The sequence below is a fragment of the Staphylococcus nepalensis genome (assembly GCF_002442935.1).
GTDB classification, from domain to species: Bacteria; Bacillota; Bacilli; order Staphylococcales; family Staphylococcaceae; genus Staphylococcus; species Staphylococcus nepalensis.
In genome coordinates this window covers 1,520,014-1,540,906 of the sequence record NZ_CP017466.1, presented here as the reverse complement: position 1 = coordinate 1,540,906, position 20,893 = coordinate 1,520,014, and the positions used below count along the sequence as shown (strand labels likewise).

Genomic DNA, 20,893 nt, shown 5'->3' with positions numbered 1-20,893 from the left:
AGTTATATTTTCCACATATACTATGTTAAAAAACACAGACTAGTTATTCAACCGAATAAACTGGTCTGTGTTTATGCTCGTGGATGAAATTCGTTATACATTTTACGAATTTGTGATTTAGACACATGTGTATACAATTGCGTAGTTGAAATGTCAGAATGCCCTAACATTTCTTGAACTGCACGTAAATCTGCTCCGTTTTCCAGCAGGTGTGTTGCAAATGAATGTCTTAAAGTATGAGGTGTTAAAGTTTTCAAAATATTTGCTTTAATACCATTTTGTTTAATCATTTTCCATATAGCCTGTCTTGATAAAGGTTTTCCATGCATATTTAAAAATAGTGCATTAGTTACAGTGTTTTTTAAAAGTTGAGGTCGAACTGTTTCAAGATAAGTATTTAAAAATTCAATAACTGTATCGCCTAATGGTACAATACGTTCTTTATTCCCCTTACCAAATACACGTATGAACCCCATAATTAAATTAATATCTTCTAATTCAATTTGGATAAGTTCAGAAACGCGCATACCTGTAGCATAAAGCAATTCTAGCATTGTTCTATCTCTATAACCGTTATTTTTAGATAAATTAGGTGTTTCTAATAATCTAAGTACTTCCTCGACTTCTAATACGTCTGGTAATTTACGATCATATTTAGGTGTTTCAATTAATACAGTTGGATCTTTGGCAGCGTATTTTTCTCTTAAAGCAAATTGATGAAAGCTTCGTATGGTTGAAATAAATCGAGCTAATGATTTCGAAGAGGCACCTTCATCATGAAGGTGTCCCAAGCATTCTTGAATTAATTGTCTATCTACAAAATCTATATGGCTGATTTTGCGTGATTCTATAAATTCAGCATATTTCTTTAAATCGCGGCGATATGCGCCTATTGTATTTACACTTAATCCTTTTTCAAGTTGTATAAATTTTAAATATTCATCTATCATATTATTCACTATACTACCTCTATTTCTGAAATAGTCATTTTCGATTTATTTTCCTTTAGCTTGGCATGAAGCGCATACACCATGAAACGTTAAACGGTGGTCTAATATTTTAAAATTAAACTCATTTTCGACTCTTTCCTCCACACGAGGTAACAAATCTTCTTCGATTTCTTCTACTTTCCCACATTCCATACAAACTAGATGATGGTGGAAATGTTTTGCACCTTCTTTTCTTAAGTCAAAACGAGCTACGCCATCGCCAAAATTTATTTTATCAACTACTTTGAGTTCTGCTAATAATTCTAGTGTACGATAAACCGTTGCAAGTCCAATTTCTGGCGCCTTATCCTTGACCTTTAAATAAACATCTTCAGCACTTAAATGATCTTTTTCATTTTCAATTAAAACTCTCAAAGTTGCCTCGCGTTGTGGAGTCAATTTATAAGATGATTGCTGTAATTGCTGCTTCACGCGATTTAAACGTTCTTCCACGGAAGCCTCACTCCCCTACTAATAATTATAATCATTTTAATTTAGTTATGATTTATATATATAAAATACCAATAATTGATAAAAAGCGCAAGTATTCTCGCCTCTTATTTATAATGATTATAATTAAGTAAAATATATTGTAACGCGATAATGGTTTTTGCATCTTCTAATACTTTATTATCTAGCATTGTTTGTATCTCACTCATATGATAGTATTCTAATTCTAAAAATTCATCCTCATCTAAATGCATTTCGCCATTTTTTAAATCTTTAGCTAAATATATAGATATTTTTTCATTTGAGAAACCTGGAGAACCATACATTTCTGAAATAAGTTCTAATTCTTCAGCAATATAACCGGTCTCTTCTTGGAGCTCACGTTTTGCTGCAGCTTCTCTCTCTTCCCCTTTTTCTAATTTACCAGCTGGGATTTCTAAAAGTGGTTTTTCACATGCTTTTCGAAATTGTTTGACTAATATAATCTTATCATCTGGCGTGATAGCACAAACAGCAACAGCGCCATTGTGATATATCAGCTCACGTTTAGAATTTTGACCGTCGGGTAGTTCAACATCGTGGACTTCCAAATCGATGATCGCGCCTTTATAAATGGAAGCTCTATGTATTGTTTTTTCAAATAAGTTCATAAATAATCACAGTCCTTTTAATTGGTTTAAGATATTGTTAAGATAAACACATTAGTAATTAAGGGGTTAGCGATTTAACAAATCAATGCGTTAAATGATTTATTTGTTTTTTAGCTATGTATAGATAGTTAATAATGAAAATGTTCATCTTACTTTATTATGTCTACGCCCTATTATTTAAGTGTATCGAAAGGAGAAACAACATGCAAAAAAATGTTTTAAAAAGTGGCATTGAAATTTCAGAGTTAGGTTTAGGTTGTATGAGTCTCGGCACTGATAAAAAGCAAGCAGAACCTATCATAGAACGTGCAATAGAACATGGTATCACGTATTTTGATACAGCTGATATGTATGATAAAGGTGTAAACGAAGCTATAGTAGGAGAAGCTTTAAAAAAATATCAAAACAGAGACGATATTGTAATTGGAACGAAAGTGGGTAATCGTTTGAAAGATGATGGCTCTACAACATGGGATCCTTCTAAATCTTATATTAAAGAAGCAGTTAAAGGTTCGCTACAACGATTAGGTTTAGACCACTTAGATTTATATCAATTGCATGGCGGAACAATCGGTGATCCTTTGGATGAAACGATTAGCGCCTTTGACGAATTAAAAAAGGAAGGCATCATACGAGCTTACGGTATCTCGTCAATTAGACCTAACGTGATTGATTATTATTTAAAACACAGCGACATCGAAACACTTATGTCTCAATTTAATTTAATTGATAACAGACCAGAGCCATTATTAGATGATGTGCATGCTAAAAAAGTAAAAGTCTTAGCTCGTGGGCCAGTATTTAAAGGCCTATTAACAGCAAAAAGTAATAGTGTGTTAGATTCAAAATTTAGCGAAGGTATTTTTGATTATACGTATCAAGAACTAGGAGAAACAATTGCTTCAATTAAAGAAATAGAAAGTAATTTAACTGCGCTTACCTTTAATTATTTAACCTCACACGATGCTTTAGGTTCTATTATCGTTGGTGCAAGTAGCCCAGAACAGCTAGACGAAAATGTAAACAACTACCTACATTCGAAAGATATAAGCCTAGAAAAATTAAAAGCAGCCCAAGATCGTGTTAAAGATTTAAACTATACACAGCACTTAAATTAATTCTTTTTTTCATTTAGTCAAAAACGTTAGGTTCCAAGTTATAAGGAACTTGACGTTTTTTTATTTTGTAAAAATAGCGTTATTAGAAATAAATAGTTTAAGTTCATCTTTTGTCAGCAGCAGTAGACTCAAACTTAAAAACGCCTATCTCCTTTTTAGAATACAATTCAATTGTTAGCTAAAATAGCACAACTTTCATAGATACCATTTTTGACTATCCCATTTACCTGAATTATCCGAAGTAATACGCCTTATGTTATTTGGATATAACTATTTGCTTTAAACTTTTTTAAACTAAAAAGAGTATAAAAGTTATAGAACTCTAGCTTAATAATAAAAAAATTATTTGATATATTGGATTTATCATTTAGACATTGTGTAAAAAGGTTAAGCTTTGTTTTTAAACAATGACACAAAGTTTTTTTCAATAAAACGAGGTAGTAATTGATAAAACTTTAGCATGATATGCATCCATTTGGGTTCGTTGAGTTCTATCTTTTTGTTTATGATACTATTAATAATTTGGTCTGCTAATACATCAGGATTAAGCATCATTTTTTTATATTTTTGAGCAAACTTTAAGGTTGGGTCTGCTTTATCATGGAACGGTGTTGCTATTGGGCCAGTGTTGACAGTCATGACATGATAATTTGGTTTTTCTATGCGTAGTGCGTTTAACACTTGATTCAAGGCCGCTTTACTTCCGCCATAATGCGCTGCATAGCCTTGTGTTAAAAAAGCAGATTGGCTACCAATACCAACAATAGAAGGATTTTTAGATAGATAAGGTTGTAACACTTTTAATAAAATATTAAAATGGACCACATTTAAATTATAGGTTTCTTGCATTTCAGTTACTGTATGGTTTTCTATTGATTTAAAATAACCTAGTCCGGAACTATAGATGAAACCATCAATTTTTGTATGTTTAAAATGCATATCTAAATCTAAAATTTGTGCTTGAGATTGTAAATCACATTTGATTATAGTTAAGTGATTTGTGTCGTATTGCGCTTTAATGTAATTTAATTTCTCTGGGTTTCTTGCAAGCACTGTTACATACACGCTTTTATGAAGTAGTGACTGTAAAATAGATTGACCTAACCCGCTTGTGCCACCTGTTAAAACATAATGTTTACCAATCATAATGAAACCCCTACCTTTTTGAACTTAGTACTAGTATATGTATTGAATTGCATTTTGTCATGCATTTTTTAAAATTATTAGCCATATTTTAAAACTATGTTAGTATGGAAACATAAAAAACAAAGGGGAAGTGAAGTCTTTACATGAAACTCGTATTTTATGGTGCTGGTAATATGGCACATGCAATATTTACAGGAATTGTTAACTCTAAAGTAATTGATTCCGATAAAATTTATTTAACCAATCGATCTAATGAAGTAGCATTAAAAGCATATGCAGACGAATTAGGCGTTAATTATAGTTATGACGACGCCGCTTTATTAAAAGATGCTGATTATGTGTTTTTAGGCACTAAACCGTATGATTTTGATAGTTTAGCTGAGCGAATTAAACCTCATATCAACGAAAAAAATAAATTTATTTCAATCATGGCTGGGTTACCGATTAGTTATATTAAAGATAAATTAGAAACAAGCAATCCTATCGCACGTACTATGCCAAATACTAACGCTCAAGTAGGACATTCCGTAACCGGTATTAGTTTCTCAAATAATTTCGGAGCTAAATCTAAAGAAGAAGTTGATGATTTAATAAATGCGTTTGGCTCTGCTATTGAAGTTTCAGAAGATAATTTGCATCAAGTTACAGCCATTACAGGTAGTGGGCCAGCCTTTTTATATCATGTATTTGAACAATACGTTACTGCTGGTACGCGTTTGGGCCTAGAAAAATCCCAAGTAGAAGAATCCATTCGTAATTTAATTATAGGTACAAGTAAAATGATTGAACGTTCAGAATTAAGTATGGAACAGTTAAGAAAGAATATTACTTCTAAAGGTGGAACGACTCAATCAGGACTTAATGCGTTAGCAGAGCACGACATCGAAGGTATTTTTGAAGATTGTCTACGTGCTGCAGTTAATAGAAGTATTGAATTATCAAACCAAGATAATGATTAAGCATAATTGTAATTTAAATTGCAATAAAAAACTATTGATTTTTAAAACTAAAGCATATTAACTTTGAGATTCATTTATGTTTGTTACACGGAAACGGGACAGGAAATCTGATTAAAAACCAGACTTTCTGCCCCGCTTTTTTAATGGAAATAGACTTTACATTTGCATTCCAGTCACCTAGTGCTACTATGATATTCGAGATTGAAATATTATTTATTTCTCAATCCTATTTTCAAAACTGCCATGAATCAAAATCACTAACAAAATTAAATGGCGGTGTATCATCTAAAGATTTTAATCTTTTACTAATTTCATTAACTTCTTCTTTGGTATAACGATTACTGATATGCGTAATCAAACTATAGTCTACTTGAGCTTCTCTGATTAATTCAAAAACGTCATCAATATGGCTGTGATGATAACTATTAGCCAATGTTTTGTCACCCTCTATATATGTGCTTTCGTGTACCATTACTGTCGCATCGCGTGCGATAAGCAATTCGTTTTTACATGGCATTGTATCACCAAATATCGCTACAACTGGCCCTTTTGTAGCATCATCTTTAAAGTCGTTGGAATTATATATTGTTCCTTTGTATTCGAATGTTTCATTATTTTTAACATCTTGATATTTAGGTCCAGGTTCTAAACCAATTTTTTTAAGTGCTTCAACATTAATTTTACCAGATTTATAGGGCGCTTCTACTCTGTATCCAAATGATGGTATGCCATGGTTTAGCATATACGCTTCAACATTAAAACCGTTGTGTTGGTAAGATAGTTGTTCTTCTATCTCGATATATGTAACAGGATAATTTAACTTAGATTCTGATAAATTAAGTGTAGTTTCTACATACGACTTTATACCTTTAGGCCCAATAATTGTAAGTGGTTTACCTTCTCCGCCCTGGAAAGAGCGACTTGTTAATAAACCAGGCAATCCAAAAATATGGTCTCCGTGCATATGCGTAATAAAAATGTGATCTACTTTCCCTAATTTAATTGAGTGATGCAGTATTTGATGTTGTGTCCCTTCACCGACATCAAAAAGCCAAATACTATTACAATAAGGCTCTAAATTTAAAGCAATTGCCTGCGTATTTCTGTCTTTAGTTGGTAGACCAGCACTTGTCCCAAAAAACGTAATTTCCATGCATATGCCTCCTCTTCTGCTTCATATTTTATCATATAAAAGAACGAAAAATATAATAAAATATGATAACATAAGCAAAATTGTGGGAACATAGCAGTAGATTGGTCTATAATAAATACAGATTTAATAAAGAATTGAGGTTTTGATCTTGAATACTAGAAATAAAGATATCCCATGCTTAATAACTATTTTTGGAGCAACTGGTGATCTTAGTCACAGAAAATTATTTCCATCGCTATTCCATTTATATCAGCAAGAAAATTTGAATGAACATATTGCGATTGTTGGAATTGGTAGAAGAGACTTATCAAATGATGATTTCCGTAGTCAAGTGAAGTCGTCAATTCAAGAACATGTCAAAGACACTAAGCATCTAGATAAGTTTATGGAGCACGTATTTTATCACAAGCATGACGTAAGTGATGAAGCAAGTTATCAATCGTTATTAGAGTTTAGTAATAAATTAGATCATGAGTTCCAATTACAAGGCAATAGATTATTTTATTTAGCTATGGCGCCTAATTTCTTTGGTGTTATATCAGATTATTTAAAATCTTCTGGCTTAACAGATACAAGTGGTTTCAAACGTTTAGTCATTGAAAAACCGTTTGGTTCAGATTTAGAATCTGCTGAAGAATTAAATGAACAATTGCGTCATTCGTTTAAAGAAGAAGAAATTTATCGTATTGATCACTATCTAGGCAAAGACATGGTACAAAATATTGAAGTATTACGTTTTGCTAATGCGATGTTTGAACCGTTATGGAATAACAAATATATTTCAAATATCCAAGTTACTTCATCTGAGGTTTTAGGTGTTGAAGATAGAGGCGGTTACTATGAGTCTAGTGGTGCATTGAAAGATATGGTACAAAACCATATGTTACAAATGGTCGCCCTACTAGCAATGGAAGCACCCATCAGTCTGAAAAGTGAAGATATCAGAGCAGAAAAGGTAAAAGCTTTGAAATCACTACGTAAATTACAACCTGATGAAGTCCGTCAAAACTTTGTTCGTGGACAATACGATGAAGGTATCATTGAAGGTCAAAAGGTTAAGCGTTATAGAGACGAAGATCGCGTAGCTGAAGATTCTACTACACCAACCTTTGTTTCCGGTAAATTAACAATCGATAACTTTAGATGGGCTGGTGTGCCATTCTATATTAGAACTGGTAAACGCATGAAGAGTAAGACCATTCAAGTCGTTGTAGAATTTAAAGAAGTACCAATGAATCTATATTACAAAACAGATAAAAAATTAGATTCCAATTTATTAGTAATTAATATTCAACCTAACGAAGGCGTTTCACTTCATTTAAACGCCAAAAAAAATGTTCAAGGTATCGAAACTGAGCCAGTTCAATTATCATATGCGATGAGCGCACAAGATAAAATGAACACGGTAGATGCTTATGAAAATTTATTATTTGATTGTTTAAATGGTGATGCGACGAACTTTACGCATTGGGAAGAATTAAAATCAACTTGGAAATTTGTTGATGCGATTCAAGAAGAATGGAATCAAAGTGAACCAGAATTCCCTAACTACACTGCTGGGACAAACGGCCCATTAGCTAGTGAATTACTTTTAAGTAGAGATGGTTTCCATTGGTGGGACGATATACACTAATTTATAGTTTTTAAATATTGCAATAATACAAGTTTGAAATATAGCTTGTGTTGTTGCTTTTTTCTTATACCTCGTTTGTGTTATGATTTAGACTATTGATTGAATCATACATAAGTAATTTTTAACTTGTTTACATTTTATCCTATTTAATATTTTTGAGATGTCAGTAGAACAAAAATGATGTAAAATAGTATTAATCATCAATTATTCATAACATTATGTATAGAAACAAAGTTAAATATATACTTGTATTTAACTAAATTAGGAGTGAAAGTTTTGGACGTCATCAAGCAAATTCAACAGGCAATTGTGTATATTGAAGATCATTTGCTAGAGCCTCTATATTTGCAAGCATTGAGTGATTACGTTGGTCTTTCACCGTTCCATATTGACCAATCATTTAAAATGATTGTGGGCCAGTCACCAACAGAATATGCTAGATCAAGAAGATTAACTTTAGCAGCCAAAGATATTTTAAGCGGTTCAACGCGCTTGGTGGATGTCGCAAAAAAGTACAACTACAAAGATACTAATGATTTTGCCAATGATTTTAGTGACTTTCATGGCGTTTCTCCTATTCAAGTCAATACAAAACGAGACGAATTAAAAATGCAACCAAGGCTTTATATTAAACTTACTACTACTGAACGCGCACCCTATACGTATCGTTTGGAAGATACGCCAGGTATTTCATTAGTAGGTTATGCTAAATTTTTAGATTCAGAGGAAATAGATAACCCTTATAAAGTACCTGATTTCTTAGAAGATTTATTGGTTGAAGGTAAAATTAAAGAATTACAACGATATAATGATGTCAGTCCATATGAACTATTTGTGGTTAACTGCCCACTTGATCAAGGCATGGAAATATTTGTAGGTGTTCCTAGTGAACGTTATCCTGCACATTTAGAAGATCGATTTTTACCTGAAAGACAATATGCTAAATTCAACTTACAGGGTGAAATAGACTATGTCATTAATGAAGCTTGGTATTATATTGAAACGAGTCTCCAAATGACTTTACCTTATGAGCATAATAGTCTGTATGTTGAAATATACCCATTTGATATTTCTTTCGACAACCCTTTCACGAAAGTCCAATTATGGATGCCTGTCGATCAAGAACAATATAATAAATTAGATTATTAAGCATTTAAATAAAATAATAAACACTACCACTCTTTAATTTATATATTATAATATTTTTGTATCATACCGGCAGTGGTTTGGCCGACTCCTGAGAGAAGAGCGCTAGCTGAATACTACAGGCTAAATCAGTGTCCACGAAAAGCGTACAAAAAAACTGCCAACAAAATTGGAGACTTTGTCGACAGTTTGAGACAAGAGCCCTAGCTCTTGTCTTTTTTTGTTTACATTGAAATCATTGTGGTTTTTAACATACTGATTGCTTAAGTAGGATATTACGAGTGAGATACTGCAGCTTGAACTATAATACTAAGATAAGTATTCAGATCCAAAATTAGAAATTTTTTCTTCTAATAAAATGAAGATGCGTTTTATTTTTTATGATCTGTCCGTTTTTTAATTTGTTTATTGAGCAAATTCACTAAATTCACTTATATTCTAATAACAAACGATTCGTATGGTTGAATGTTTTCAACATCTAGGAAGCTATGCTTATAATTGTGTAATAATATATTTTCTTGTTTGAAATTGATTGGATAATTAAGTGTTGCTTTTTTATCTGTTAAATTACCAACTACCAAAACCATTTGGTTACCCAATTCTCTTGTATAAGCAAATATTTGACTGTTGTCTGGATCTACTAAATTAAATATACCGTAAGTAAAAATGTCATGAGATTTTTTCAAGTTAATTAATGACTTATAAAAGTTTAAAATTGAATCTGGGTCATCTTGTTGTTGTGCAACATTAATTGTTTTATAGTTTGGATTGACTGGGAACCAAGGTTCTACTTGGGAGAACCCTGCAAAATCAGAATCGTCCCATTGCATCGGTGTACGTGAATTATCCCTATTTTCCACCTTGTGTTTATCTAATAGTTTTGTAACATCTCCACCTTGCTTTTTGACGATTTTATATTCGTTTACTACGGCTACGTCATTAAAGGTCTCAATATCTTTAAATGGGTAATTTGTCATACCGATTTCTTGCCCTTGATAGATAAACGGTGTCCCTTGTTGTAAAAAGTAAACAATAGCATGACTTGTAGCTGACTCAAACCAATAATATGTATCGTCTCCCCAAGTTGATACACGACGAGGTTGGTCATGGTTTTCTATAAATAATGCGTTCCATCCAACATTTTCAAGTTTTTTCTGCCAATGATTCAGCACTTTTTTATAAGCATTTACGTCAAATTTGATATCGCCAGAATTCCATAAACCTAAATGTTCAAATTGAAAGATCATATTAAATTTTCCGATTTGTTCACCAACCCATAGCTCAGCATCATCAGGGCTCACACCATTTGCTTCTCCTACAGTCATAATATCGTATTTACTCAACGACTTAGCTTTCATCTCTTGTAGCCAAGTTTGAATGCCCGGCTGGTTCATATCAACTTCAAATGCTGGTGCATAAGTTTTACCTTCAGGCACATTTAAATCACCTGCTTCAAATGTTTTCTTAATATGAGTAATAGCGTCTATTCTAAAACCATCGATGCCTTTTTCAAACCACCAGTTCATCATATTAAAAATTGCATTTCTTACTTCGTCATTTGCCCAATTTAAGTCTGGTTGTTTTTTACTAAATAAATGAAAATAATATTGACCAGTATGTTCATCAAACTCCCATGTAGAACCATTAAATATACTTTCCCAATTATTTGGTTCAGAGCCATCTGGTTTTGGATCTTTCCATATATACCAGTCTCTTTTAGGATTATCTATACTAGATTTTGATTCTATAAACCATGGATGTTCATCTGACGTATGATTAACTACTAAATCTAAAATTAATTTCATGTCTCTTTGGTGCACTGCTTCTAACAGTTGGTTGAAATCTGACATCGTTCCAAATTCATCCATAATATCTTTATAATCACTAATATCATAACCATTGTCATCATTAGGGGATTTATACATTGGACTAAGCCAAATCACATCAATGCCTAAATCATAAAGATAATCTAATTTTTCTATAACACCTGTTAAATCACCAATACCATCATTATTTGTATCTTTAAAACTTCGTGGATAAACTTGGTAAGCAACAGCTTCTTTCCACCATTGTTTAATCATATAGATGCTCCTTTATATGTATGGATTTAAGTTTATTAATTTTCGTAACTATTTCAATATTTTGTTTCTTTATTTTTGGATTTTTAATCAATGCTACTAATTTTAATCTAGCACGTTCTCTCAAAGATTTTGAAAATATCTCTACCGTTATTTAAGGAGATGTCGCAAATCTTGTTATATAATATTTGCTAATAGTATTAGTATGTATATCATCTGTAATTTTAATGTTTAAATACTAAGTAGAAGATGATTTAACATAGTACCAGATATAATTATACCAGTTGGCAATTTATGTATTGATATTAAGGTATTCAAATAGTTTTTATTCGCCCTATATCTATATCAATCAATTTAATATCGCTGTAACTTCATTAAATTGAAATATGTTTTGCAAACCGCAGATTATATCTTTAACAACTTGATATTTATCTTTTTCAGCTAAAAACAATAAACGTGTATGATTTTGTTGTATAAGGTAGTTAGTTAATGATTCAGAAGTCATCATTATCATCTAAAGATTTACCCATTACTGCATAAGGTGCTTTATGTAATTTTAATAAATTAGTGCTTTTATCAAGTTCTATAGGATATAATAAAATAAATTCGTCCACTGAATGATGAAAAATCATATATTTAACTTCTTCATCTCTGCTACTGAGGGCTAAATTATTATTTAGTTGCATGATTAGCGTAATGAATAAGTAAATAAAAGTCAAAAGATATATGCAATCGCTTGCATAAAAATCAATGTTACTAACCTGTATTGTGTTGGAGGTAAAGTTGTATATTTATTGTTATTGATAACAAGTAATATGTTAAAAAATATATTCTATTTTCATTTTGTTTACAAATCGTATTCTATCATTCATAGGAGTTAAGATTGACATTTACATTGTTAGTGAGAATTGAGCCATATTATATTTAAAAACATAAGGTTTTAAATATAAAGAGAGCCAACCCGATATTACGGGTTGGCCCTCTTATTTTGAACATGGGTATTTATATCCCAAGCGCTATGCTTTGCTTAAATCGTCAATTATATACGTAGTCTAGTCTTCAATCCATTGTGTATGGAATATGCCAGAACGATCTTTACGTTCATAAGTATGCGCACCAAAATAATCACGTTGTGCTTGGATTAAGTTAGCAGGTAAGTTTTCTGAACGGTAACTATCATAATAGTTAATGCTTGCAGAGAAACCTGGCGTAGGGACGCCATTTTGTACACCTGTTGCTACTACATCACGTAAAGCATCTTGATAATTCGTTACAATATCTTTGAAATAAGGATCTAATAATAAATTTTGTAAATCTTTATCATTATCATATGCTTCTTTTATTTTTTGTAAAAATTGTGCACGGATAATGCAACCTTCGCGCCAAATCATAGCTAATTCACCAAGTTGAAGTTCCCATTCGTTGTCTTCACTTGCTTTTCTCATTTGAGCAAAACCTTGTGCATAAGAACATATTTTACTCATGTAAAGCGCTTTGCGAATTTTTTCTAGAAATGCTTCTTTGTTTCCTTCAAATTTAGCATTTGGGCCATTTAATTGTTTTGAAGCATTTATACGTTCTTCTTTAATTGAAGAGATAAAACGAGCAAATACAGATTCAGTAATAATAGTCAATGGAATACCTAATTCTAATGCGTTGATAGATGTCCATTTACCTGTACCTTTTTGACCAGCAGTATCTAAGATTTGTTCAACTAAAGGTCCATCAGTTTCATCATCTAATTTATTGAAAATGTCACCAGTAATCTCAATTAAGTAACTTGATAATTCACCAGCATTCCAATCTTTAAATGTTTGCGCTATATCTTCGTGAGACATACCTAGTAAATCTTTCATCATTGCATAACTTTCAGCAATTAATTGCATATCAGCGTATTCTATGCCATTATGAACCATTTTAACATAATGACCAGCGCCATTAGGTCCAATATAAGCTACACATGGTGCGCCGTCTTTTGCTTTTGCTGAAATTGCTTCTAAGATATGACTGACTTTATCAAATGCGTCTTTTTGTCCACCAGGCATAAGTGAAGGTCCTGTTAATGCACCAACTTCACCGCCAGATACACCCATACCAATGAAATTAACGCCACTTTCAGCAAGTGCTTTATTACGTCTAATTGTATCTTGATAATTTGTATTACCACCATCGATTAAGATATCATCATCATCTAATAACGGTAACAATGTATCAATCGTTGCATCAGTAGCAGCGCCTGCTTTTACCATTAATAAAATCTTACGGGGTTTTTCTAAAGAATTTACGAATTCTTCCATTGAATATGTTGGATGTATATTTTTTCCTTCAGATTCTTTGACCATTTCGTCTGTTTTTTCAGAAGAACGGTTAAAAACTGAAACGCTATATCCACGTGATTCAATATTCCAAGCAAGGTTTTTACCCATTACGGCTAAACCTACTACACCAATTTGTTGTGTCATTTAACTAACCTCTCTTATTAAAGTTTTCTAGTATATTGTATCACAAAGGTAACTAAGTATTCACTTAATCAGTTTATAGTCTGCAAATTTAATACATGATTAATACTTAAAAGTTGTTCGGCCAGTAAGTTTAAAGATTGAACCGAGATTCTTTCTTCTGTTGTATGAATATTTTCATAGCCCACACCTAAAATAACAGTTGGTATACCAAGTTCGTTTATTATATTACCATCTGACCCTCCGCCTGCGATAACAGTATTGGCTTCTAATCCTAGAGAAGAGGCACTAGCTTTTGCCACAGTAGTTACTTTTGAGTCATCAGACAATTTAAACCCAGGATAACTTTTCGTTATATCTACTTCTGCATGGCCATCGTATTTCTTAGCTATCGTTTCGAATACAGATTTCATGTGATTGACTTGCTTGATGATACCTTCTTCTGAATGGGAACGTGCTTCTGCGTTCAGAGTTACTTTATCAGCTACTATATTGGTTGCTGAACCTCCTTCAAAGCGACCAATATTCGCCGTAGTATAAGTATCAATTTGGCCTAAATTCATTTCGCTAACAGCTTTAGCAGCAATGTTGATAGCACTTATCCCTTTAGTAGGCGTGCTTGCATGCGCGGTTTTACCATATATTGTTGTATTTATTTTCATTTGAGTCGGTGCACCGATAACAGTTGTGCCTACAGGTACGCTTGCATCTATTGCGTAACCGTAATCTGAATCTAGTAATGATTGATCGAGAAATTTAGCACCTTTTAAACCAATTTCTTCGCCTACAGTTAAAATAAATTGTATTTGGCCATGAGGTATATTCTTTTCAGAAAGAACGCGAATAAATTCTAAAATTGCAGCTAATCCTGCTTTATCGTCTGCACCTAATATGGTGGATCCATCCGAATATATGTATCCATCGTCTTTCACTGTTGGATTGACGCTTTGACCAGGCACTACGGTGTCCATATGGCTTGTAAAATATATTTTGTCGAGAGAGGCTAAATTGGGCGTAGATTTTAATGTACATATTAAATTATTTGCCCCTAAATCAGTCTCACTACTTGCGTTATCTTCAACCATTTCTATATTATACATTTCTAAGATAGCTTTGAGATAGCTTTGAATTGGTTGCTCATTACCGCTTTCTGAGTCGATTTTCACTAATTCTAAAAACGTATCTAAAAGACGTTGTTTATTTATCATTATTAAATCCCCTTTTCTACATCGTGATTACTTATATTAGTTTACATAAATACAAAGTTAAGAAAAACTAATATGTTTATACGTATAACGCGTATTATGATATAATAATGCAGTGAAAGTGATGTATTATTGTAATCAAGAGAATGATTTAATTTGAAAAAGTGAAATGCTTATATAAGATTTGGAGGAATAAACTTTGAATAACAACAAAGTATTAAGAGTTATTATTGTAATAATGTTAGTGGCCGTAGTACTTGCATTAATATTAACAAGTATTGTTCCTTTAACAAGTTAAAATAAAAAATTTGAACTGATTAAAAAACAGATTTTGTTAAAATATCATTTAACGGTTTAGGTGTTATTGATGCCATCGTTAAATGATATTTTTTTTAATCTAATTTTAAAAACTAGCTAAAAAACTTGCAACGTCAATATCATACGTTTATCTATAATATTGATGAGGAGAATACCTAGAATCAAAATGCGTCTATGGATATAAGTTATGAGCGTTGTAATGCGATTATAAAGTTGGTTAGCAATTAAGTATAAACTTGAGTTCACATGTCATATACCCCTATTGATTCCTTTATATAAAAAAGAGACCCAGATAGGTCTCTTCAGATTGCTTGTAAAAAAATTTCAACGTTTGCACCTTTTCTAATTATACTTGCCAGAGCTATACAAAATCTTTAAAAAGATAGATTTTTATGCTTTCTCACTATACAAGTTAAGGTGATCAATTTGTATATGTTTCGCTTTTTATTATTTTATGAAAGGTTTGGTAGTTTTTTATTTTTGTGCAGTTTTAAAGAACCAAATTGTGATTTGACTTCTAAATATTTTTCCAATTCATTTAACAATTGCATCATATTCGCTCTCGTTCTAAAAGAAGCATGTGATTTTGGTAAATCTAATTGATTTAGTTCTATTCTTATTTCATATAAAGAATGCAATCTTAACACTGTATAATCATTACTATTTACATTTGTAGCAACTTCAGAAAATAAGCCACATATTTTTGACAAAATTGCATCTTGCGTTTCAATATGATTAATCATTTTAGCCATTCTTTCTAATAATTCTAGTTGTTCTTCTCTCATATCAAAATAGTGGTAATAAGAATTTTCGTTACGAACAAAATGGTTTTTAACATCTCTAAAGGCTATTGATTTTGCTTTTTGAATTGTGAGTTGTAATTGATTAAAAGAAATATTTAAAGTTTGCTTTGGGTCTTTACACGTAGCGCTGAATCTTTCAAATATAACTATAAATTGACTTTCTATTTCGTCTTTATATTGCTTTAATTTAAAATCTAAGCTAGGCATGATTAAGTTCATTATAAAAGCAATACCAAGACCTACAATTAACAGTAAAACTTCATTTATAAATAAGTGTATATCGATGGTATTTGCGTTAAACACGTGAAGTAGGATAACGCAACTTGTTACCACGCCTTCTTGTACTTTGAAAACTACAGTGAGTGGTATAAACAGAAGTACGATGAGTCCGAGTACAATGGCACTTTGACCTAAGTAACTAAAAACGAAAGATCCTATAATTAAGATTAATAAACATGAGACAAACCGAGATACAATTGCTTGTAGAGAGTGTACTTTCGTGTGCTTAATACAAAGCACAACTAAAATGGCACTAGAAGCAAAATTATCTAAACCTATGAATTTAGCGATAATAATCCCCAGCGCCATGCCGATAGCTGTTTTAATTGTTCTAAATCCGATTCGATATGGATTTAACCGCGACATCGATTTATCCTCTATCTTTCATCACAATATGCTTCAAATAAGTTTTGTAATTGAGTGATGACATCCATGACATCATGACCTTCGATTTGGTGACGTTCTATCATCTCAGTAATTTCACCATTTTTTATTAACGCAAATGATGGACTAGATGGCGCATAACCTTTAAAATAATCTCTTGCTTGTTGCGTTGCCTCTTTATCTTGCCCAGCAAAAACTGTAACAAGTCTATCTGGTAATACATCATAATGTAAAGCATGTGTTGCTGCTGGTCTTGCGATGCCACCTGCGCAACCACAAACTGAATTCACCATAACGAGTGAAGTCCCATCTTGATTTAATACTTTATCTACTTCTTCTGCAGTTGTTAATTGCTCATATCCAGCCTCTTCTATTTCATTTCTAGCTTGGCTTACTACGTCATTCATATATAAATCAAAATTTAAATCCATTTTCAAATCACCTTTCATTATCAATTTATTAACTTCATTCTACTAATATCTAAACAATAGTTCAACATGTGCGTTCAATGTGTAAGGCATGACAAACTCCATGGAAACGTTAAAGACATTGAAATAAATACTTAAAATATAAAATAAAAGAAGTAAACTAGAAACCAAAATGAACACTTTTGATTTCAAAGGCTTACTTCTTTTTAATGACATCTTTAACAAATACTTATGACAAAGCAATGTCAGAGCTGCATCATGGTATAAAATTGTTAGCCGGTAACTGGTACCAAAATACATTTATATCAAGCGTTTTGATGTTTAGCTGAGAGGACGAAATGGTATTCCACACAAACATAATATAAATATGAAATACATCGCTCTAATTTTAAAAACATTGAGCATTTGATAAATAATGCAATAACAATCTTAGTATATACTTGTATTTTCAATAGAGTATTGCTCAATTCTTGTTTTTACAAAGTTCATAAATCTTCCTGCTTGTAAGCCATCTAAAATACGGTGATCAATCGAAATACATAAATTAACCATATGTCTAATTGCTATCATATCCTCAATGACTACGGGTTTTTTAACAATAGACTCAATTTGTAAAATAGCTGCTTCAGGGTGGTTAATGATGCCCATCGATGACACTGAACCAAATGTTCCGGTGTTATTCACTGTGAATGTGCCACCTTGCATATCTTCTGTTCTTAACTTTTTGTTACGTGCTTTTTGAGCTAAATCATTTATTTCTCTCGCTATACCTTTAAGTGATTTTTCATCCGCATTTTGAATAACTGGTACATATAGTTTCTCTTCATCAGCTACGGCAATTGATATATTAACATCTTTATGCATCACTATTTCAGAGTCTTGCCAGCTACTATTTAGAAGCGGATATGCTTTTAGCCCTTCAGCTACAGCTTTAACAAAGAATGCAAAATAAGTTAAGTTGTAACCTTCGTTTTCTTTGAAACTGTTTTTATGGTAATCTCTCGTTTTAACAAGATTCGTAGCGTCAGCTTCGACCATCATCCATGCATGTGGAATTTCATTGACACTGTGCACCATATTTTCTGCTATTTGCTTACGTACACCATTAACTGGTATAGCTGAACCTGGAGAAGGTTCATTATATTGAACTTGCTTACTTACTTTAGGAGAATCTTTAGGTGCAATGATTTCAGAACCTATTTTATGAGTTCCTTCTTTAATGACATTTTCAATATCTTTTTTAGTTACTCTACCTTCAAAGCCAGTACCCGTAACTTGGGAAAGATCTATTTGGTGTTCAGAAGCCAGTTTAAATACTACAGGTGAAAATCTACCGTTATTTTTAGGTTCGCTTTCTGATAAACTTGTATTATTATGCGCTTGACCCTTTGTATTTTTATCATTTTGTGTTGATTTCACTTCAGTTTCAGTTTTTGGGTGGGTCTGATCGCTATCGTTCGATACTGTTTCTTCTGTCTCTAAGTAGCAAATAACTTCTCCAACTTCAACAGTAGTACCTTCTTCAACAATGATTTCGCGAACTGTCCCTGCATAAGAAGAAGGTACTTCAGCTGTTACTTTATCAGTAATCACTTCACAAAGAGGATCATATTCCTCGATTTTATCGCCTACAGAAACCAGCCATTGTTCTATTGTTCCTTCATGTACACTTTCGCCGAGTTTAGGCATTTTAATTTCCATGATTGTGCCTCCTTAAAATTCTGCGAGTTCACGCATTTTCGTTTTTATTTTTTCTGGATTCATCATAAACTCATCTTCAAGCGTCGGCGCAAACGGCATTGATGGCACATCAGGTCCAGCTAATCTCATGATAGGTGCGTCGAGGTCAAATAAACAGTTTTCGGAAATAATAGCAGCAACTTCAGAAATAACGCTACCTTCTAGGTTGTCTTCAGTGACTAATAATATTTTCCCTGTCATTTTTGCTCTTTCAATGATTGTTTTTTTATCTAAAGGATATACCGTACGTAAATCAACTACCTCTACATTAATACCTTCTTCTTCTAACATATCAGCAGCCTGTATACAGTAATTTACACATAGACCATATGTAAATACTGTAATATCCTCACCTTCACGTTTTACATCCGCTTTACCAATCGGCACAGTATAGTATGAATCTGGCACTTCTTCTTTTAATAAGCGGTAAGCTTTTTTATGTTCAAAATATAAAACGGGATCGTTAGACTCAATAGATGAGAGCAGTAACCCTTTTGCATCGTATGGCGAAGAAGGGATAACAATAGATAAACCTGGCGTAGATGAAAAAATAGACTCCACACTTTGTGAATGGTATAACGCTCCATGTATACCCCCGCCAAAAGGAGCACGGATTGTTATAGGACAATGCCAATCATTATTTGAACGGTATCTCATTTTTGCCGCTTCACTCATAATTTGGTTTGTAGCAGGTAAAATGTATTCTGCAAATTGTATTTCAGCAACTGGTCGTTTTTCCATCATTGCTGCACCGATGCCAGTCCCTACAATATTAGATTCGGCTAAGGGCGTGTCTAATACACGTGCGATGCCATATTTTTCCTGTAATCCCAACGTTACACCGAAGACGCCTCCTTTTTTACCAACATCTTCTCCTAATACAAATACGTTGTCATCTTTTTCCATTGCTTGATCTAAGCCTTGTTGGATAGCTTCTAAATAAGATATTTTAGCCATTATTTAAGCTCCCTTCTTCGTAAACATGTGTATAAGTTTCTTCTGGTGATGGATAAGGTGCTTTTTCAGCTTCTTTTGTCGCTTGATTTATAATCTCTTTATGTTCTTTCTCTACTTCCTCTAACCATTGTTCATCGATAATGTCTTCTTCTAATAGAAATGCTTTAAATTTAAGGTTACAATCTAATGATTTTAACGCGTCTCGTTCTTCTTGTGGACGATATGTATCGTCATCATCAGACGAATGTGCTGTCATCCTTGTACACATCGCTTCAATTAAAGTTGAGCCGCCACCGTTTAATGCACGCTCACGCGCTTCTTTCATTATTTTGTAAACAGCAATCGGATCGTTACCATCTACTTGCTCACCATGAATACCATATCCTAACGCACGATCTGATAATTTTTCTGCACCATATTGTAATGAATCAGGTACAGAAATAGCATATTTATTATTTTCTATGACACAAATAAAAGGTAATTTATGTACGCCGGCAAAGTTTAATCCTTCATGGAAATCGCCTTGGTTTGAACTACCTTCACCTACAGTTGTCATTGCGATGTTTTGTTTGTTATCCATTTTGAGTGCTAAAGCTGCACCGACCGCATGTAAAATTTGTGTTGCTACTGGTGAACCTTGAGATAAGATGCCTTTTTCTTTTTTACTAAAATGTGATGGCATTTGCTTTCCGCCAGAACTAATATCATCACGTTTACCAAAAGCGGCTAACATTGAATCTAGCGGAGTCATACCTAAATATGTTACTAGTGCGAGATCTCTATAATAGGGTGATGAAATATCTCCCTCTTGCATTGCAAAAGCCATTCCAATTTGTGTTGCTTCTTGTCCTTGACAACTTATAACAAATGGGATTTTCCCTGCACGGTTTAATAACCACATGCGTTCATCAATTTTTCGGCCTAAATCCATCCACTTATACATAGATTGTAGTTCAGATTTACTAAGACCTGCTGATTTATAATCAAACATTTTGAAT

20 protein-coding genes are annotated in these 20,893 nt (G+C 32.7%); 5 read left to right on the top strand and 15 right to left on the bottom strand.

The window, feature by feature from the left end; all coding sequences use genetic code 11:
* Positions 1 to 71: 71 nt before the first annotated feature.
* The 3 genes from xerD to BJG89_RS07275 form a co-directional block, all read right to left on the bottom strand.
* A complete protein-coding gene (gene xerD, locus BJG89_RS07285; RefSeq protein WP_242692936.1) occupies positions 72 to 950 on the bottom strand; it encodes a site-specific tyrosine recombinase XerD in 879 nt (292 codons plus the stop codon).
* A gap of 45 nt (positions 951 to 995) precedes the next feature.
* The gene (gene fur / locus BJG89_RS07280) at positions 996 to 1,442 is read right to left on the bottom strand and encodes a ferric iron uptake transcriptional regulator (protein WP_096809611.1); all 447 of its coding nucleotides are present in this window, start codon (positions 1,440 to 1,442) and stop codon (positions 996 to 998) included.
* A 104-nt stretch (positions 1,443 to 1,546) separates the two neighbouring features.
* Positions 1,547 to 2,089: an NUDIX hydrolase gene (locus BJG89_RS07275; RefSeq protein ID WP_096809609.1), complete on the bottom strand. Its 543-nt coding sequence runs from the start codon at positions 2,087 to 2,089 to the stop codon at positions 1,547 to 1,549.
* A 203-nt stretch (positions 2,090 to 2,292) separates the two neighbouring features.
* Between BJG89_RS07275 and BJG89_RS07270 the strand changes: the two genes are divergently transcribed.
* A complete protein-coding gene (locus BJG89_RS07270; RefSeq protein ID WP_096809607.1) occupies positions 2,293 to 3,207 on the top strand; it encodes an aldo/keto reductase in 915 nt (304 codons plus the stop codon).
* 387 nt (positions 3,208 to 3,594) lie between these two features.
* On the opposite strand, the gene BJG89_RS07265 is transcribed toward BJG89_RS07270, so the two are convergent.
* Complete coding sequence (locus BJG89_RS07265) at positions 3,595 to 4,353, bottom strand: SDR family NAD(P)-dependent oxidoreductase (protein WP_096809605.1); 759 nt, start codon at positions 4,351 to 4,353, stop codon at positions 3,595 to 3,597.
* A 143-nt stretch (positions 4,354 to 4,496) separates the two neighbouring features.
* Between BJG89_RS07265 and proC the strand changes: the two genes are divergently transcribed.
* Positions 4,497 to 5,312: a pyrroline-5-carboxylate reductase gene (gene proC / locus BJG89_RS07260; RefSeq protein ID WP_096809603.1), complete on the top strand. Its 816-nt coding sequence runs from the start codon at positions 4,497 to 4,499 to the stop codon at positions 5,310 to 5,312.
* A 232-nt stretch (positions 5,313 to 5,544) separates the two neighbouring features.
* Here the strand turns inward: proC and rnz are convergent, their stop codons facing one another.
* Positions 5,545 to 6,465: a ribonuclease Z gene (gene rnz, locus BJG89_RS07255; protein WP_096809600.1), complete on the bottom strand. Its 921-nt coding sequence runs from the start codon at positions 6,463 to 6,465 to the stop codon at positions 5,545 to 5,547.
* Positions 6,466 to 6,613: 148 nt separating this feature from the next.
* Here rnz and zwf point away from each other — a divergent pair, with 148 nt between their 5' ends.
* The gene (gene zwf, locus BJG89_RS07250) at positions 6,614 to 8,098 is read left to right on the top strand and encodes a glucose-6-phosphate dehydrogenase (RefSeq protein WP_096809597.1); all 1,485 of its coding nucleotides are present in this window, start codon (positions 6,614 to 6,616) and stop codon (positions 8,096 to 8,098) included.
* A gap of 276 nt (positions 8,099 to 8,374) precedes the next feature.
* Complete coding sequence (locus BJG89_RS07245) at positions 8,375 to 9,247, top strand: AraC family transcriptional regulator (RefSeq protein WP_096809595.1); 873 nt, start codon at positions 8,375 to 8,377, stop codon at positions 9,245 to 9,247.
* A gap of 428 nt (positions 9,248 to 9,675) precedes the next feature.
* On the opposite strand, the gene BJG89_RS07240 is transcribed toward BJG89_RS07245, so the two are convergent.
* The 5 genes from BJG89_RS07240 to BJG89_RS07230 form a co-directional block, all read right to left on the bottom strand.
* Positions 9,676 to 11,325, bottom strand: a complete 1,650-nt coding sequence (locus BJG89_RS07240) for a glycoside hydrolase family 13 protein (protein ID WP_096809593.1) — start codon at positions 11,323 to 11,325, stop codon at positions 9,676 to 9,678.
* A gap of 346 nt (positions 11,326 to 11,671) precedes the next feature.
* Positions 11,672 to 11,836: a hypothetical protein gene (locus tag BJG89_RS14465; RefSeq protein WP_157772542.1), complete on the bottom strand. Its 165-nt coding sequence runs from the start codon at positions 11,834 to 11,836 to the stop codon at positions 11,672 to 11,674.
* Positions 11,817 to 11,954: a hypothetical protein gene (locus BJG89_RS14460; protein ID WP_157772541.1), complete on the bottom strand. Its 138-nt coding sequence runs from the start codon at positions 11,952 to 11,954 to the stop codon at positions 11,817 to 11,819. The genes BJG89_RS14465 and BJG89_RS14460 overlap by 20 nt, the downstream gene beginning before the upstream one ends.
* A gap of 420 nt (positions 11,955 to 12,374) precedes the next feature.
* A complete protein-coding gene (gene gndA, locus BJG89_RS07235) occupies positions 12,375 to 13,784 on the bottom strand; it encodes an NADP-dependent phosphogluconate dehydrogenase (RefSeq protein ID WP_096809590.1) in 1,410 nt (469 codons plus the stop codon).
* Positions 13,785 to 13,852: 68 nt separating this feature from the next.
* Positions 13,853 to 14,989 (bottom strand): M20/M25/M40 family metallo-hydrolase, encoded by a 1,137-nt coding sequence (locus BJG89_RS07230; protein ID WP_096809587.1) that lies wholly within the window; start codon positions 14,987 to 14,989, stop codon positions 13,853 to 13,855.
* Positions 14,990 to 15,185: 196 nt separating this feature from the next.
* On the opposite strand from BJG89_RS07230, the gene prli42 reads away from it, so the two are divergent.
* A complete protein-coding gene (prli42, locus tag BJG89_RS14455) occupies positions 15,186 to 15,284 on the top strand; it encodes a stressosome-associated protein Prli42 (protein ID WP_157772540.1) in 99 nt (32 codons plus the stop codon).
* Positions 15,285 to 15,756: 472 nt separating this feature from the next.
* Here prli42 and BJG89_RS07225 read toward each other — a convergent pair whose 3' ends face one another.
* From BJG89_RS07225 to BJG89_RS07205, 5 genes are all read right to left on the bottom strand, one after another.
* Positions 15,757 to 16,752: an aromatic acid exporter family protein gene (locus BJG89_RS07225; RefSeq protein ID WP_096809584.1), complete on the bottom strand. Its 996-nt coding sequence runs from the start codon at positions 16,750 to 16,752 to the stop codon at positions 15,757 to 15,759.
* Between the two features lie 11 nt (positions 16,753 to 16,763).
* Positions 16,764 to 17,201: a bacilliredoxin BrxB gene (gene brxB, locus BJG89_RS07220; RefSeq protein ID WP_096809582.1), complete on the bottom strand. Its 438-nt coding sequence runs from the start codon at positions 17,199 to 17,201 to the stop codon at positions 16,764 to 16,766.
* Between the two features lie 426 nt (positions 17,202 to 17,627).
* On the bottom strand, positions 17,628 to 18,899 hold the full coding sequence (locus BJG89_RS07215; protein ID WP_096809579.1) for a dihydrolipoamide acetyltransferase family protein: 1,272 nt from the start codon (positions 18,897 to 18,899) through the stop codon (positions 17,628 to 17,630).
* 12 nt (positions 18,900 to 18,911) lie between these two features.
* Positions 18,912 to 19,895 carry an alpha-ketoacid dehydrogenase subunit beta gene (locus BJG89_RS07210; RefSeq protein WP_096809577.1) on the bottom strand — a complete coding sequence of 328 codons (984 nt, stop codon included), beginning with the start codon at positions 19,893 to 19,895 and terminating at the stop codon, positions 18,912 to 18,914.
* The gene (locus tag BJG89_RS07205; RefSeq protein WP_096809574.1) at positions 19,888 to 20,886 is read right to left on the bottom strand and encodes a thiamine pyrophosphate-dependent dehydrogenase E1 component subunit alpha; all 999 of its coding nucleotides are present in this window, start codon (positions 20,884 to 20,886) and stop codon (positions 19,888 to 19,890) included. The genes BJG89_RS07210 and BJG89_RS07205 overlap by 8 nt, the downstream gene beginning before the upstream one ends.
* Between the last annotated feature and the right edge of the window lie 7 nt (positions 20,887 to 20,893).